Here is a 16,905-nt window from a genome sequence, read left to right as displayed (position 1 = left end):
TTTCTAACATCGCCATTTTTTGAGGTTGATTAATCTATGAGAAAAAAACAAATTCGGAGGGTACTGATCCTCAGCGTCTTATTCATGCTGATGCTGCCGGCTGGGGCCCTTGCCGACGTCAGCACTAATGATGCCTCAGGAGCCGTCACAGCCAGCGTAACCGCACAGCCAGTGACGCCGTCGACTGACCTTAGCCCGGCGGGGCAGGCGGTCAGTCGGCTGGCACCGAGCGCCAGTACACGGCTAGCGGCAACCGGTCTTGGAGCGGTCGATCAGACCATCACACCCGACCGGGGACTATTCAATAGCAACAGCAACGTCGTCAGCAGCGAGCAGCAGTTGCCGACAACCTTTACGCCGGGGATTATTCAGTATGACCAGCAGAATGATCATTCTGAGAAGATCAACGGTCAACTGACAACCCAGCAGATGCAGACGCTGAACGACTATTCCAACCGGTGGATGAACAGCCTACGGCACATCTGGCAGTCCTCTCCAAGCCAGTACAGCTACCACGGCCAGGCCTATCAGGCGCCGAACGATCTGGTTACTCCGCCGGCGCTGTTCAACGCGATCAGTGAGATGGCCGTGGACCGGACCCGGGTCAATTACGGGTACGATCACACCGGGGATGAGCGTACCGTCCTGAATGCGGCTGGCAACACGGCCTATGGCCAATACATTGTCCAAGCCGATCTCACCCCATCGGAAGAGGTCGTTCGTTCGGTTGCACCGGACGCGACCGGGACCGGCTTTACGGTGGGGGAGAACCTCTTCAAACTGAGCGGCAGCACGATGCTGGAGGCGGAAGTTAACCTCTTCAACCGGATGGAGGACATGCTCTGGGGTGAAGCCACCGACTTGAATGGCAAGCTGGAGGGGGCAAATGAGCACCTTGCTAACGCCTTGAACCCCCTGTTCACCCACGTGGCGATGGGCTTTCAGCTGGTAAGCCCCAATCACTGGTACGTAACCTGGGACTTTGAGGGGCTGGATAACGTCAATCACCAGACGGGGCAGGAGTATTTCTCTGATGCGGACCGGATTGCGATTAACCGGATCTGGGATGCTGTGTTAATGGGGGAAACGGTTGAGAGGCCAGCCACGGTTAATAAGGATCAAAAAGCATCTACAACTGGGCGCAATCAAGTGGTAGCAAAACAAGGGTCAATGGTTCAAAAGAACAATGATATTAAAAGTCCTGAATACTCATTAGTTAGTCCATTTCAAGCAAGCAAAATTTTGCCAGCAGGAACGGACACTAGGATAATTGGTTCAAAATCACATGAGGATAATAAACGGTTACCGCAAACTGGGAATGATCATCATGCTTTGCTTGGCTGGATAATTTTGGCTAGTGGTATTAGTGCATTTGGAAGTTTGTCCCTTATATGTAAACCGGATAAGAAGTATAATGCGTAAAGCATTTGGTAAAGGAAAATCAGCTTATTGTCAATTAAACGGCAATAAGCTGATTTTGTTTATCATTTCAATTGTCCAGTAGTGTTATCAAATATATAGAGCTTGCCGCCGATGTACAGCGAGCCGGTCATTGCCTGACCATTGCTGTCGAAGTAGTACTGGTGACCGTCGATGGTTTGCCAACCAGTCTTCATGGCACCGTAGGAACCGTCATGATTGGGGTTTAGGTAGTAAATCTTGCCATCAATGGTCTGCAGACCGGATTTTAGTTGCCCCTTGTCATCAAGGTAGAACCACTGATCGTTGATCTTTGTCCACCCCTTGTATTGCCAAGCATTAACGGGATCGAAGTAGTACCAGTTGTTGTACATGTATTGCCAGCCTCGTAGTGCCCAGGCATTGGTTGGATCAAAGTAGTACCAACGGTTGTTGATTTCCCGCCAACTGGTCAGTGCTTGGCCATTGTTGTCGAAGTAGAACCAGTTGCCAGCACCGGAGCGGAACCAGCCAATCGCCGCGTCGCCACCGCCATTGAAGTAGTACCAGAAACCATTGATCTTCTGCCAGCCGGTCTTCATGGCGCCGAAGTGGCCGTCATGCTCGGTCTGCAGGTCGTAAATCTTACCGTTAATGGTCTGCAGGCCCTTCAGCATGTGGCCCTTGTTGTCAAAGTAGAACCAGCGGCCGTCGATCTTCGCCCAGCCCTTGTCCTGCCAGGCATTGGTCGGATCAAAGTAGAGCCAATTGTCATACATGTACTGCCAGCCAGTCAGTGCCCAGGCATTAGTCGGATCAAAGTAGTACCAGTTGCCATTGATACCCTGCCAGCCAGTAAGCGCCCAAGCGTTGTTCCAGTCGAAGTAATACCAATTGCCAGCCCCGGATTTGAACCAGCCCTTGTCGGCCCAAGTGTTGGTTGGGTCGAAGTAGTACCAGTGATTGTTGATGGATTGCCAGCCCTTTAAGGCCCAGGCGTTCTGATTATCGAAATAGTACCAATTGCCGTTAATCTTTTGCCAGCCAGTTAGTGCCCAGGCGTTGTTCTGGTCAAAGTAGTACCAGTTACCAGCGCCAGATTTGAACCAACCGGTCTGTGCGGCGCCATTAGAATTGAAATAATACCATTTTCCATTAATCTTTTCCCATCCGGTATCATTTTGACTCCCGACACTGTAGTACCATTTGCCATTGGTGTAGCTCCACTGGCCAGTATCGGTGAGCAAATTTTGATAATCGATTGAGAGGTCAAGCTCACCGCTATAGCCAGGAATTGTCCCGTGCGCATTAAATTGCCAGGCACCATAGCTCTGATTTATTAAATTGCTAGAAGAGGGGCTGTAAAGGTATTGGGCAATCCAGGTCTTGCTCTTGCCGACCGTAGAACTGACGTTGTAGGTGGCATCGTAAGAAAGCGAGGCGTAGACGGCGTGGTTGGTGTAGCCACGGTTGTTTAACTGGGCCCAGAAGCCGTTTAGATCACTGGCAACGCCTGAATATTTAGTTGTACTGTCTTCCATATCCGCGTAGATTCGGGTTGTGGCCGCCAGTCCAAGGGAGCTCATGACATCGGCCAGGTGGTTAGCTTCACTGACAGCTGCACTGTAGCTACCGAAGTGGGCGTAGTGGTAGACCTGGATATTCAGGCCGGCTTTACGAGCGTTACTGATCTGTTGCCAGGCGTACTGGTTCGTGTAGCTGGTTCCTTCCGTAAGCTTGACGATGATCGTCTTGACCCCGCGATTCTTTAGTGTAACGAAATTGTCGTAAGTCAGTGCGGCCTGATAGGCGGAGATATCGACTGCGTCTACCCGTGGGTACTGGGAATCACCGATATTAATGATCGGTGTACCGTCGTATGCGGTTTGGGCGGCAGCCTTTGAAACAGTATATGCTGCTGCAACCCGCGCTTGATCACTGGCCGAAGCAGATGGAGATGGAGTACTCGTTGCTGAATTAACGACCGTGCTTTGGGCAGCCGATGAGATCGCGGGAGTGGACTGTTGACTTGCTGATGAAGCAGTGTCGGCCGTGCTGGTAACGATTGTTGCTGCCTCGGCGCTGGTAGATGCGATTTGCTCTGAATTTGCTGAATTATTAGCGTCACTGCTGCTTGCAGAAGCAGTGATGGTTGCTTGAGAATTAGTGTTAATATCCGCCTGAGCCGAAGCATTATCAGCGAAGGTAAGGGCGGAAAAGGTGAGTAATGCTAGAGTAGATGCTAAATAGATGTGTTTGTGATGATTCACATTAATCCTCCTAATGTAGATAAGTCAAATACTACTATATCAACATCTATTTAAGTTCTTTTAATAACTTGTTGAAGAAACTGTGAAGAATCCCTTAAGTTAATATTTTCAAAGCACGAAAATCGGAGTATCATAACGGTTAGATTACAGAATAAAAACTTTTGGGAAGGATAGAGTAATGAAGAATCATGTGAAGCTTTATAAGGCCGGTAAGCTCTGGGTGACGGCATTAGTCGCTGCGATGGGGATTGCGGTTGCCACTACCAGTGCTAATGCCGACCAGGTCTCAACTGCTGCGGATGACGTTCAGACCACCCAGGTCCAAACCGTCCAGTCACCAGTAAGCGAGGAAGGCACGACGGTCACGATTGCTAAGGCAAACACTGATACGAGTGCAACGACCTCAACTGACAAGGACAGTGTTCCAGAGAATATCAATGGCTACACCAAGCAGCAGGATCAGTCCGGCAATGCCGTTTGGAAGAACAACAGTGGCCAGACCCTGAACGGTTGGCAGAGTGCTAATAACAACTGGTACCAGTTCAAGGATGGCAGTGCCCAGACCGGCTGGCAAAAGGTTGGCAATGACTGGTTCTACATGAATGAGCAGAACTCAGCTATGGAGACCGGCATTCAGAAGATTAACAATAATACTTACTACCTGAATGACCGGCAAAATAATGGTACATACGGAGCAATGCAGACTGGTTGGCAAAACGTCAACAACAGTTGGTACTACTTCGAAAGCAACGGTGCTGCTCACACTGGTTGGTTTGAATCCCAAGCGGGCAACTGGTACTACTTCGACAACGACGGCAAGGCTAAGACCGGCTGGTTCGATACCACGTCGGGCAGTTGGTACTACGCCGACCCAACTAACGCCTGGACGTTGCGTGGTTGGCAGGTATTGAACAATAGCTGGTACCACTTCGATACAACTCAGACCTGGGCGGACACCGGTTGGCAAAAGATTGATGGCAACTGGTACTACTTTGACCCGAACGATCACGGCAAGATGCTGGTTGGCTTCCAGAAGGTCGGCCAGAGTCTGTACTACTTAAACGAGAAGCACGACGGTACCTACGGGGCAATGAAGACCGGCTGGCAGTACATCAACGGTCACTGGTACGGCCTGCAGGGTAACGGTGCGGCCTACACCGGTTGGCAGAATTTGAACGGCAGTGAGTACTACTTCGATCCTGAGAACGGTCAGATGGCAACTGGCGACACGGTGATTAACGGAAGCCACTACTACTTTGACACCACTTCTGGTCACCAAATCAAGGGAATGGTTCTGGATACGAATGGCCTTCTGAAGTACTACAATGAGAGTAATGGTGTGCGGGAAAACCAACTTACCGCTAATGGCAAGACCTATACCTTTAACTCAACGACGGGTGATATCGACACAAGCAATCTGATCGATGGTTTGAACACGATTGCCAACCATGTCTACTATTTCAATAAGGCAGCACAGCGCTTTATTGCAAATGAATGGAAGAAGATTAACAATAAGTGGTATCACTTTGGCAATGAAGGTGCCGCGAATATTGGCTGGTATAAATCACCAGCAGCTAACTGGTTCTACTTTAATAATGACGGTTCTGCCAAGACCGGTTGGTTTAAGTCAGCTAATGGCTTCTGGTACTACTTTGATGATCAAAATGCCTGGGCCTTAAAGGACTGGCAAAAGATTAATGGTCATTGGTACCACTTTGACCCAGTAAATACCTGGGCAAACACCGGTTGGTTTAAGTCAAATGCTGGTAATTGGTTCTACCTGGATCCAACAAACGCCTGGGCAATAACGGGATGGTTTAAATCACCTAACGGCTTCTGGTATTACTTTGATAATCAAAATGCCTGGGCACTAACTGGCTGGCGAAATATAAATGGTTACTGGTATTACTTTGATCCAACGAATGCATGGGCTGATGAAGGCTACAATGTAATTAATGGAATTGAATATTATTTTGATCCGACAAATGCATACATGTATTCGAACAGATGGGTAAACGTTAATGGATGGACTTATCATGCAGATAATTCTGGACGACTTTGGTTCCCTAAGTGGTATGGACAGTTTGGCTCTCCATGGGTAGCAGAAGGCTGTTCTGTATTCTCACTAGCCATGTTGTTAAGCCCTAAAGAATACATAAATATTCCTTATGCTTTGGCGCTGCTACAGCAGAGACAGGGTGGAAATATCTATACAGGTGCAGGATTCAGTATAGTAATTCAGCCTAACTCTCTTGTTGACTTAGCAAGACATTTTGATTCATCAGTCACTAATATCTCGGGTAGCTCTGTTCAGGATATTATAAATGTGGTTAATTCTGGTCGACCAGTTGAGTATTATGGTTATTCACAATTTGAGTCAAGCTTTGCTCATAGGAACCACTGCAAGGTGATTGTTGGATATCGGAATGGTTGGCTTAGAGTTTACGATCCATGTTATGGCTGGTCTGGTAGTCATTCCTCTGGTAGAAACAGTTTTGATTATGGTGCTATGGCTTGGATTACAACAGCTCAATTTGCACGTGAATATGCTGGACAAGCTATTACTGTTAACTAACCAATAAATATTTTTTGAATTAGGAAGCTAAAGGGTTCGCTTTAGCTTCCTTTACTTTTAAGATCATAAAAGCAGAATATAGTATGTGTTGTTGGTAAATATATAAACTGATATAATTTTAGAATCAGCCTTCATTTTTAATATATGAAAGTTTAAGTAAGAAATATTAATTGAGTTAGACACAACTTAGAATGAGGAGAAAATAAAAATGTCTAATAATTATGTATTAGCATGGCATGATAGTGAGAAGAATACTGGTGGAAGCAAAGCAAAACAGGATACAGTTTACTTTTTAACACAGGATGGCGTGAAAGCCATTGATACCCCTTACAATAATTGGGGTAAAGTATATGCCTCTTTAACTGCAAAGTATAGATTGTCATCACTCAATGGAAATCTATTAATTCAGTATCCGTCTGGGAAACCATTATTGCGAAGATTATGGTTGAACGCTGCTAAGCATAACAAAAGTCTTAAAACCTTTTTGCTGATCCATGATCTGGAGGTATTACGTTTTCATAATGATGCTGATCATGAAAAAAAACGCAAAGAAGAGATCCGATTTCTTGATCAAGCAGACGGACTTATAGCATTAAATGACAAGATGAAGAGTCTCTTGACTCAAGAAGGGGTACAAGCTCCAATTGTTTCCTTAAAAATATGGGATTATCATAATGTTCAGGACTTTAATACCGATTATAGTTACCGATCATCGATTTGCTATGCAGGTAATTTAACTAAATCAGAATTTCTAACCAAATTAAAAATTGAAAATCAATTGCATGTTTTTGGGCCAAATTGCGATAAAAAATTACCTGTGAATGTTATATATGAAGGGGAGTACACGCCAACTGAATTACCTGCTCATCTTGATTATAACTTTGGCTTAATCTGGGATGGTGTATCGGTTGATACGTGTGCGGGTAACTACGGCCAATATCTTAGATATAATGCCCCTCACAAAGCATCGTTATATTTAAGTAGTGGCTTGCCAATTATTGTTTGGGAACAAGCAGCTATTGCAGACTTTGTAGTAAATAATGGAGTTGGTAAAACCATTAGCAGGCTTGGGGATCTTGATAATTTATTGGCTTCTATTTCGCAAGATGAGTTTGCAATTATGAAGAAAAATGCAATTAATGTTGGCAAAAAAATTCGCCAGGGTTACTATATTAAAGATGCCTTTCAACATTTAACTCAAATTTAGCTTTTAGCTTGGGAAGAGTGAGGAAATTAAATGAGAGATTCAAAATTCGAACTATGGCGAATCATCGCAATGTTTTTAATAATTCTTAGTCATATTTCTATATGGGGTACTGGAACTGTAAGAAATTTTCATACTATGATTTTTCAACCATATGGAGAAATAGGAACAGACATCTTTGTTATGATTTCTGGATACTTTCTATGTAAGCAAAGACCAACCATAGAGAAAACTTTTTTTAGAGTTTCAAGAATATGGTTAAGGACCATATTTTATTCGTGGTTGATACTGCTAATTTTTGTTGTATTCAAGATTAGCAAATTAAATATTTGGAATATACTAAGTGCATTATTACCAGTATCTTTTAATGAGTACTGGTTTATCACTGATTTCATTCTTTTAATGATACTAGTACCAGTTTTGAATCAGGTTTTGATCCATTTAAGTCCGAGACAAATAATTGCCTCTATTATTGTTTTGGTATTTATTAGTGGTGTTATGCCTTTGTATGTTGGATTTACACCATTTGGAGGGTACCTAAATATTGGAATAATGATTGCGTCCTATATGTTTGCTGGATATACAAGAATTTATTTGAAAGATTTTTCAATTTGGCTGTTTATTTCCGTGTTTTTGCTGGGACTTAGTATACAGTACATTTCCATATACTTTTTTAAAAATCAGATGGTGACTTATGGGGCATTACCATATGTTAGTGCGGCCGCTCTTTTCCCCATTATCGTTAGATCGAAGAGTTTCTTTAGTCCAATCATTAATAGACTTGCTATGTCAGTATTTGCAACATATTTGATAACAACTCATCCGCTGGTTGTACCTGTATTGTGGGGGAACCTGATGTTTAGAGCAGAGGCACATTTTAATCTAGTGATTGCTGGCATATTATCAGCTTTATTGTTGCTTATAGTAACAGTTGCTATTGACCAGATATACTTGATTATTGAGCGTAAATTTGGTGGACTCAAACTATGTTCTGTATTGAGCTCAAAATTAGCGAGATTTATTGAAAGTAATTAAATATTTTGAATCCTTTCAGTGGGAAAAGTTGTTTTTGCTATTGGTAAGCTGTAGGGAGAAAAGTAAAAATAGAAGGAATTAATTATGAAACAATTATCACGTCAAGATATACGACAACGATTATTAGACATTCTCTTGAATTTTTATGATTTTTGCCATCAAAACGGATTAAATCCGTATTTATGCGCGGGGACTTTATTAGGAGCCGTGCGGCATGGAGGCTTTATTCCATGGGATGATGACATTGATACCTGCCTAGATCGAGTAAGCTACGAGAAATTAATGCGGATTGCGAAAAAGGGCGATACGTTCAATGGGCATTACAAGATTGTTGATTTTCGTTTTGAAAATTCCAGTTACCCTTTTATTAAAATTGTTGATTTAGAAACAAAGATGAGTCAAGAATTTGAAAATGACGAGGCCGATTATTTATGGATTGATGTTTTCCCAATGGATGGACTTCCGGCTGACGTCAACAAGCAAAAGAGGCTTTATCGAAGAGTTACTTTTGTTCGTGAAGTTCAAATGCTAAGTTTTGCAAAGGCAAATGGACGAACGCTTGTCAAAAAGCTCGTTAAGCCACTGATAATCCCACTTGCCAAGATATATGGATTAAAACGGGCAAATAAACGATTAAATAAATTGGCTCAAACATATGATTACAGACAAACAGGTTGGATTGGTGATGTTTTGTGGGGAGAGTTTGGCAAAGAAACATTATCAGTTAAAGAATATTTCCAATCAACAACAATGAGTTTCGAGGGTCACAAGTTTGAAACAATGGCTTGCTGGGACAAATATTTAACGATGCTTTATGGAATTGATTACATGGCCATTCCACCAAAGAGCAAACGAGTTGATCATCGCTTGACGGCTTGGCTAAGGTAGATAGGATGGTGGGTAAGATGCAAGCAGTATTAATTATTGCTCATAAAGATATTGACCAGGTGGTTGAGCTTTCTCAAAAGCTTTCCCCAACTTTTAAGGTCATTATTCATTTTGACAAAAAAGCAATGGTTACTGACCAGCAAAAGGAAGAATTGCGGAAAATAGGGGTGCAATTCTTTTCCAAAATCAGTGTTCACTGGGGAGGATGGTCAATTGGTCAAGCTGCGGTTGAGTTGATGAAAAAGGCAATGGAAGATCCAAACATTACCTACGTTCATCTAATTTCAGGTCAAGACTGGCCACTCAAACCAGTATCTTCAATTTATGATTTTTTTGAAAATAATAATAAAATCTACCTACGTTATTACAAAGCTAAGGACTATCATAAGGGTCATGACAACATTATTCACTGGCAGCAATTTTATTACCACTATGATCTTATTAATCGACGTTCATTCTTTGGGAAAGTCTATAATCGGTTAAGCACATGGGCACAGACTATTTTAGGTGTTAATAAATTTAGGCGGTTAGAGATCGATTTAGAAATTTATAGTGGTGCTAATTGGTGTGATTTACCGCGTGATGTTGTGGAATATTGTCTTGATTACTTTGACCACCATGCTAATCTCCGCAAAATGTTGCAAACTGGCTGCTTTTCTGACGAATTTTGGGTACAAACAATAATTTGCAATGCCCCACAATATAAATCGAGATTAGTTGACAACTATTACCGCTTTGTTAAGTGGGAACACGTTCATAACAGTTTTCCCGCAATATTGGATGAACGCTACTATGATGAAATCAAACAAAGTGATGCAATGTTTGGCCGTAAATTTGAAAGTCCATATTCGGATAAGCTAAAGGAATTATTACCGTAGGGGAGTTAGGAATGAAAAAACTACTGATTGTTGGCGACTTCATTAGCGGCAGTGGATTAACTCAGGTGATTTTCAACGTATTTAGCCGCTTTCCGGCTGAGCAGTTTAAGATTCAAGCAGTTGGCTATGGACAGGATCCTAGTCAATATACGGATAAAAAGTGTACTGAGCTTGGGTGGCCTTTACACCGAGTGATTCCAGTTACGAAAAATCCAGTTGAGCACTGGCGTTGGTGGAAGCAATACTTTAAGCAGCATAGCTATGACATCGCCTATTTCAATTACTCCTCTTCCTGGAATTACTTACCAGTGGTTTATGCTAAACGTTATGGGCACGTTCCAACTATTGTTTGCCATTCCCATAACGCGTATTTCAGTCATGAATTTTCTAATCCAGTTCTGATGAGAGCATTAACCGCGTTGAATAACAATGGTAAGAAAATTTTTAATCATTATGCCAATGTCAAGGTGGCAACATCCGATGAAGCCGCGTCTTGGATGTTTGGTGAAGAAAATACAAAAGATGTTTACATTAGTGTGAATGGGCTTGACCTTCCTAAGTTTCAATATGATAAGCAGAAGCGTTCGCATATTCGAAATAGGCTTGACTTAGCTGATCAGATCAAACTAATTGGCTTTGTGGGCGTTTTGCAGGAGCGGAAAAATCCACTTTTTGCTTTAGAAGTTTTTGCAAAGTACCATGAAATTAATTCGGATAGTAAGTTTGTAATGTTAGGGAAGGGGCCGCTAAAAGAAAGCATTGATAATAGAATCAAAGAATTGGGATTAGCTGATGATGTGATTCAAATCGATTTTGCTCCTAATGTTAATGAGTGGTATTCTGCCATGGATGCCTTCCTGTTTCCAAGCAAATATGAAGGATTTGGTTTAGTTGCTCTGGAAGCCCAAATCAGCAATTTGCCCGTGTTAGCATCGAATACCAATATAGAGAAGATTTTTGCTACCAAAAATATTAAAAAGATGAATAATTTGGATCCGATAAGTTGGGGAAAAGAGTTAGCAACAATGCTAGATCATTCTCCAGATCGGAACCATTTAGACCCAGCTTTACAAGAATTTAGTGTTGATTTTCAGTCCGAGAAACTTCAGCAGTTATTAGTATAAGAAGAAAAAATTTCATAAAAACATAGTGCCTTCTTAAGTATCAAAGTGGAGCAGTGATACTAAGAAGGCTTTTTATGTTAGGGAGATGAATGGGATTGTTAGCCCAGCCAGTAAGTGGTAAAATACAAATGTTCAAGAAATACAAGGAGCTTAATTTTATGAACAGTCAATTACTTAAAGTATTCAAGCTCAAGGCCCAAAAGCCACAGAGCACCCAGCGAACTTTAGCTGCTGAGACAAACTTTTCACTCGGCAAAATTAACCAGTCCCTGGACGAGTTGAAGAAGCAGGGCCTGTTAGACGAGAGCAGTCAGGTAAGCTTGCAGGGCAAAAAATATATCGACACTCACCATCCCCAACGTGCGGTGATCCTAGCTGCTGGCTACGGGATGCGGATGGTTCCAATTAACACCGAGGAGCCAAAGGGACTGCTAGAGGTGCAGGGTGAGCCTCTGATTGAACGGCTTATCAAGCAGCTTCGTGCCATCAATGTTAACGATATTCAAGTCGTTGTCGGTTTCATGAAGGAGCACTATGAATACTTGATCGACAAGTACAACGTTAAGCTCCTTGTTAATTCCCACTACTCCGATTGGAATAATTTATATTCACTCTACCTGGCAAAAAGTCAGTTTGCAAATGGCTATGTGGTACCGTCGGATGTCTGGTTTAAGGACAATCCATTCTCGAGCATTGAAGATGAATCCTGGTACTCATTCAGCACTCAAACGACAGACCAGTCCATGTGGCGGGTAAACGCCAAGAATCGGGTTGTAAGGACGAAGCAACCCGGAAATAGAATGATCGGGGTTGCCTACCTTAACCAAGAAGACGCTGACCGCCTTGCCGATCGCTTAAACCAACGTGTTGACAAGCACGAAGGCCTCAGCGAATTCTGGGAGTCGGCTTTGATTCAAGGTAACCGGTTTGCTCTCAGTGGTAAACTGATTTCTAGCGATCGATACGCGGAAATTAACTCCTACGAGGAGCTCCGTGATCTGGATGGCAGTTCTGACCACTTGAAAAACGACGCGATTGATGTCATTACAAAGGCATTGAACGTCTCCAACGATGAAATTCACAATATTCGCGTGCTGAAGAAGGGGATGACTAATCGCTCCTTCATCTTTGAGTGTCACGATCGGCATTACATTATGCGAATCCCCGGTGCCGGCACGGCAAAGCTAATTGACCGCCAGGGTGAATATGACGTTTACCAGCAGGTGAAGGATCTGCCATATGTAGAGCAAACACTATACTTGAATCCAGAGAATGGGTACAAATTAACCCGCTTCATCGAGCATTCACATAACTGTGATGCTAATAATTGGGAAGAGGTTGGTCGGTGTATGCAACTCCTGAAGAAGATGCACGCCAGCCATCTACAGGTTAACCATGAATTTAACCTGTATAAGCAGATTGCGCTTTATGAACAGTTGCGCAACGGTGCATCTGCCTACCGCGACTACGACCAGGTGCACGCCAATATTATGCGTTTGCGAAAGTTCATCGATCGCCAGGACAAGGAGTGGACGCTCTGCCACATTGACGCCAATCCAGATAACTTCGTCTTTGATGATCAAGAGGATCTGTATTTGATCGACTGGGAGTATGCCGGAATGCAGGATGCCCACGTCGATATCGCAATGTTTGCCATCTATGCAATGTATGATCAAAAACAGGTTGACCGCCTAATCGATGCCTACTTCGGTCATGCCATCAGCCAGCAGGTTCGCTACAAGATCTATGCTTACATTGCCATTTGTGGGCTCTTGTGGAGCAACTGGTGTGAGTATAAGCAGTCACTGGGCCTGGACTTTGGCGAATATTCGCTTGCCCAGTATCGATACGCGAAGGAGTACAGCCGCAAGGTTCTTAGCTACTTAAAAGGAGAGAAAGATGCCACTAATTGATAATGCCATTATTATGGCGGCGGGAAAGGGAACCCGGATGCGTCCGCTGACTTACCAGACGCCAAAGCCCCTGATTGAAGTTAACGGGAAGCCGATGATTGAGTCGGTGATTGATGGCTTGCATCAGAACGGCATCAAAGACATCACGGTTGTCATTGGCTACCTCGGGGAACATTTTAGCTACTTGACTGACAAGTATGCGGGATTAAAGTTGATCAACAATCCATACTATGATCAGTACAACAACATCTCCTCGCTTTACGTTGCCCGGAACGAATTGAAGAACACGGTGATTTTAGATGGTGACCAAGTGATCACCAATCCTCAGATCTTAGACCGTCATTTTGAACATTCAGGTTATGCCGGAGTAAAAATCAATCAATGGTCTGACGAATGGATTATGCACGTCGATGATGAGAATAAAATCATTTCCTGCAGCCGCGATGGTGACGATCAGGGGTGGCGGCTCTACAGCCTGTCCAAGTGGCGTGCAGTAGATAGTGAGCGACTGAAACGACTGCTTACCCACGAATTTGAGGACCTCCATCACTATGATCTGTACTGGGACGACGTTGCTATGTTTAAGTACTTTGACCAGTTTGAACTTGCGATGATGCCAATTAAGAGAAACGATATCATCGAGATTGACAGCCTAGATCAACTAAAGGAAGTTGAGCGGCGTCTGAAAGGATAACAGCATTGAAAAATCATACGAGAAAAATTGATTGGCCATTGATCATTATCCCAATACTGGGAGTATTTAGCCTCAGCTTTCTTTTTGATCGATCGCCGAAGCAGTCTCACCGAATCCTTTCGGCAATTCGCGGGGGCTTGGACCAGCATTTCACCTTCGCTTACATCCTGATTGCCATCTTTTTCCTATGCAGCAGCTTTTACTTTGCCTTCTCCCGTTATGGAAAGGTAAAGCTGGGCGCTGACAATGATCAGCCAGAATACTCCAATTTGCGGTGGGGGATGATGGTCTTTACGTCAACGATGTCGGCGGACATTATCTTTTATTCGCTCAGTGAGTGGACTATGTACGCCCAGGAGCCGTTTATTAAGGCAAAATCTGACGTGATGGAATGGTCGCTGACCTATTCGCTTTTCCACTGGGGGCCAATCGTTTGGTCGTTCTACATTGTCCTGGCGGTTGCCTTTGGCTACATGCTTTACGTCACGAAAAACAAGCGACAAAAGTTTTCGGAGGCGTGCCGGCCGTTGCTGGGAAGGCGGATTGATGGCTGGGTCGGTAAAATAATTGACCTGGTAGCCATCTTTGCCCTGATTGCGGCGACAGCGACTACCTTCTCAATGTCGATGCCTTTATTGGCGACGACGGTTGGCAATCTGATTGGCGTAACGAATGTTAAGACCCTGTCGCTTCTTCTGATGGTGGTCGTGGTGTCTATTTACCTCATTGCATCCGTGCTGGGGATGAAGGTGATGTCACGCTTGAGCACTATTTGCTATACCTTTTTCATTGGACTAATGGTATACGTCCTATTGTTCAGTGGCGAGTTTAGCTTTATTATTGATTCTGGCGTGCAAGCTACGGGGAATCTCTTACAGAATTTCGTGGGGATGGCGACGACGACGCGAAGTCAGGGCTTTACGCAAAAGTGGACGATCTATTACTGGTCGTACTGGATCGTGTGGTGCGTGGCTACCCCGTTCTTTATTGGCAGCATCAGCAAGGGACGGACGATTAAGGACGTGGTGCTGAGAGGATTTGCCTGGGGGCTCGGCGGAACCTACCTTTCCTTTATCGTCCTGAGCAACTTCGGAATCTCGCGGCAAATCAATCATCTGGTGAACGCGCTGGCTGACCTGCAAAATGGTGCTACTTATTCACAGGTAATCCTAAAAATCATGGAGACACTGCCACAGTACCGGATAGCCCTAGTGCTACTGGCAGTTGCGATGATCGGCCTGTATTCGACGGTCTTTGATTCGATTACGATGGTGATTTCCAAATACTCATACCACCATCTGGCAATTAACGAGGAACCCAGCCGAATTCTGCGGGGCTTTTGGGCGGTTGTCTTTATTGTCTTGCCATTATCGCTACTGATTAATGACAGCACGATGTACAACATTCAATCGGTCGCGATTATCGCGGCTTTTCCAACGATGATTGTGATGGTATTGATTGTGATTAGCTTCTTACATAATCTTGTACGGGGAGAATAAGACAGGGAGATATTATGTCAGATTTATTAAAAAAGAAAAATAATGAACAACTTGTAAAAAAAATTCTGATTTTGTTATTTTTCTTTCTTCCTAAATTTCAAGAATAAGTTAGCCACTGGACTCAAATAAATAATACTGACCAATTGATTATTGGTTGATGGAGCTGTGATATCTCTTGGTAGAAGGCCTTACGATAGATATCCATTGACGAATGTCCATTAAACATAGCTCGTGGATAGTGATTCATCCAATCATTAGTCGCTATGATCTGAGCACTACTATAGTTATTTATAGCTTCACCTTTGGTAATCTCCTTGCGGAGAAACCGGTTATTGATCTCATTGGATCCACGTTCCCAAGGGGAATACGGATCAGCATAGAAAACATGATCGTGAACTTGTGTTAACTCACTAAATTCTGAACCGTTGTCAGAGGTTATTGTCTTAAAAATGCGATAGTAAGCATCTGTGCCCATTTTCTGGCGCAAATTTATAAAGAACTGATTTACTGCATGCGCAGTTTTACCAGCAATTTTACTCGTGATATTAACTCGTGAAAGGCGATCAGTCATTACTAGTACAACACTGTCATTACCGTTTTTCTGTCCCTGAACTGTATCCAGTTCCCAATGGCCAATTTCGGACCGTTGGTCCGCAGTTTGAGGTCGTTGAGCAATATTAGGCCCTAAGCACCTTTTAGCTTGCGGATGAGTTTGATGATGCTTACGTTTAGGTTTTTCAAAGAGGTCTAAATTGGACGTACGAAGCACACCCTCATTAATCCATTGATATAAAGTTACAACCGACTTTGGGATCAGGGTGCCATCATTCATTAAATCTCGAGCCTTATAAATAACCGCTTGTGGGGAGTAATGGTGGTCGTCAAACTCACCAAGCATTAGCTGATCAGCTAATCGTAAAAATTGCTTTGAAGAATAATATAAGCGACGACGACCAGAATGGCGGTGATGTTCAAGATATGTGGCCTGACCAGCTTCATAACTATAGATGTAGTAAGAATATTCGTAAATCTTACCATTAGATTTTTGACGACGAAGTTGGCGGACCGTACCACGGTTGAGCTCGTTATTAATTGTTTGATGATTAACTCCTAATTGGCGACCAATTGCGCGATTGGAAAGTCCTTGCGACTTTAAAGTCGCAATCATCACACGTTCTTCTTTAGTAAGATGAGCATTCTTTTTATGAGTAGTCAATAAAATAGTAGACATGGTATCATTTAAGTGCGTCATTTGACGGACATCCTTTCATATAGGTTTGGTTCACTTAATATGATACCTGATGTCACGCCGAATGGCGTTTTTTATTTACCACCAACTGGGTGGCTAACTTCATTCTATAATCTACCATTTTTCTTTCTTGTATCGTTTATATATATTTTTCTTTTTCTTAAAACAAAACAGTTGT

Annotated in this window: 12 protein-coding genes; 10 read left to right on the top strand and 2 right to left on the bottom strand. The window is 43.3% G+C overall.

From position 1 onward, the window contains the following. The first annotated feature begins 36 nt into the window (after positions 1-36). Entirely contained in the window at positions 37-1,422 is a 1,386-nt protein-coding gene (locus tag LKE23_RS04140; protein WP_291978203.1) for a hypothetical protein, read from the top strand. A gap of 62 nt (positions 1,423-1,484) precedes the next feature. Here the strand turns inward: LKE23_RS04140 and LKE23_RS04135 are convergent, their stop codons facing one another. Further along, on the bottom strand, positions 1,485-3,668 hold the full coding sequence (locus LKE23_RS04135) for a GH25 family lysozyme (protein ID WP_291978202.1): 2,184 nt from the start codon (positions 3,666-3,668) through the stop codon (positions 1,485-1,487). A gap of 178 nt (positions 3,669-3,846) precedes the next feature. Between LKE23_RS04135 and LKE23_RS04130 the strand changes: the two genes are divergently transcribed. The 9 genes from LKE23_RS04130 to LKE23_RS04090 all read left to right on the top strand — a co-directional run bounded on the left by LKE23_RS04130 (position 3,847) and on the right by LKE23_RS04090 (position 15,478). Continuing rightward, complete coding sequence (locus LKE23_RS04130; RefSeq protein WP_291978201.1) at positions 3,847-6,243, top strand: C39 family peptidase; 2,397 nt, start codon at positions 3,847-3,849, stop codon at positions 6,241-6,243. Between the two features lie 208 nt (positions 6,244-6,451). Next, a complete protein-coding gene (locus LKE23_RS04125; RefSeq protein ID WP_291978200.1) occupies positions 6,452-7,450 on the top strand; it encodes a beta-1,6-galactofuranosyltransferase in 999 nt (332 codons plus the stop codon). A 30-nt stretch (positions 7,451-7,480) separates the two neighbouring features. Continuing rightward, complete coding sequence (locus tag LKE23_RS04120) at positions 7,481-8,482, top strand: acyltransferase family protein (RefSeq protein ID WP_291978332.1); 1,002 nt, start codon at positions 7,481-7,483, stop codon at positions 8,480-8,482. Positions 8,483-8,566: 84 nt separating this feature from the next. Next, positions 8,567-9,370 carry a LicD family protein gene (locus tag LKE23_RS04115; protein WP_291978197.1) on the top strand — a complete coding sequence of 268 codons (804 nt, stop codon included), beginning with the start codon at positions 8,567-8,569 and terminating at the stop codon, positions 9,368-9,370. Positions 9,371-9,387: 17 nt separating this feature from the next. Continuing rightward, positions 9,388-10,248 (top strand): beta-1,6-N-acetylglucosaminyltransferase, encoded by an 861-nt coding sequence (locus LKE23_RS04110; RefSeq protein ID WP_291978196.1) that lies wholly within the window; start codon positions 9,388-9,390, stop codon positions 10,246-10,248. Between the two features lie 11 nt (positions 10,249-10,259). Next, a complete protein-coding gene (locus LKE23_RS04105) occupies positions 10,260-11,372 on the top strand; it encodes a glycosyltransferase (protein ID WP_291978195.1) in 1,113 nt (370 codons plus the stop codon). A 158-nt stretch (positions 11,373-11,530) separates the two neighbouring features. Further along, positions 11,531-13,285 (top strand): phosphotransferase, encoded by a 1,755-nt coding sequence (locus tag LKE23_RS04100; protein WP_291978194.1) that lies wholly within the window; start codon positions 11,531-11,533, stop codon positions 13,283-13,285. Then, a complete protein-coding gene (locus LKE23_RS04095; RefSeq protein WP_291978193.1) occupies positions 13,272-13,979 on the top strand; it encodes an NTP transferase domain-containing protein in 708 nt (235 codons plus the stop codon). Before LKE23_RS04100 ends, LKE23_RS04095 begins: the two co-directional genes overlap by 14 nt. Before the next feature lie 5 nt (positions 13,980-13,984). Continuing rightward, positions 13,985-15,478, top strand: a complete 1,494-nt coding sequence (locus LKE23_RS04090) for a BCCT family transporter (RefSeq protein WP_291978192.1) — start codon at positions 13,985-13,987, stop codon at positions 15,476-15,478. 121 nt (positions 15,479-15,599) lie between these two features. On the opposite strand, the gene LKE23_RS04085 is transcribed toward LKE23_RS04090, so the two are convergent. After that, positions 15,600-16,730, bottom strand: coding sequence for an IS30 family transposase (locus LKE23_RS04085; protein WP_291976173.1), 1,131 nt, complete (start codon positions 16,728-16,730; stop codon positions 15,600-15,602). Positions 16,731-16,905: the final 175 nt, after the last annotated feature.

The sequence above is a fragment of the Limosilactobacillus sp. genome, from assembly GCF_022482365.1.
In the GTDB taxonomy this organism is placed as follows: Bacteria; Bacillota; Bacilli; order Lactobacillales; family Lactobacillaceae; genus Limosilactobacillus.
This window is presented reverse-complemented; position numbering and strand designations above follow the sequence as displayed.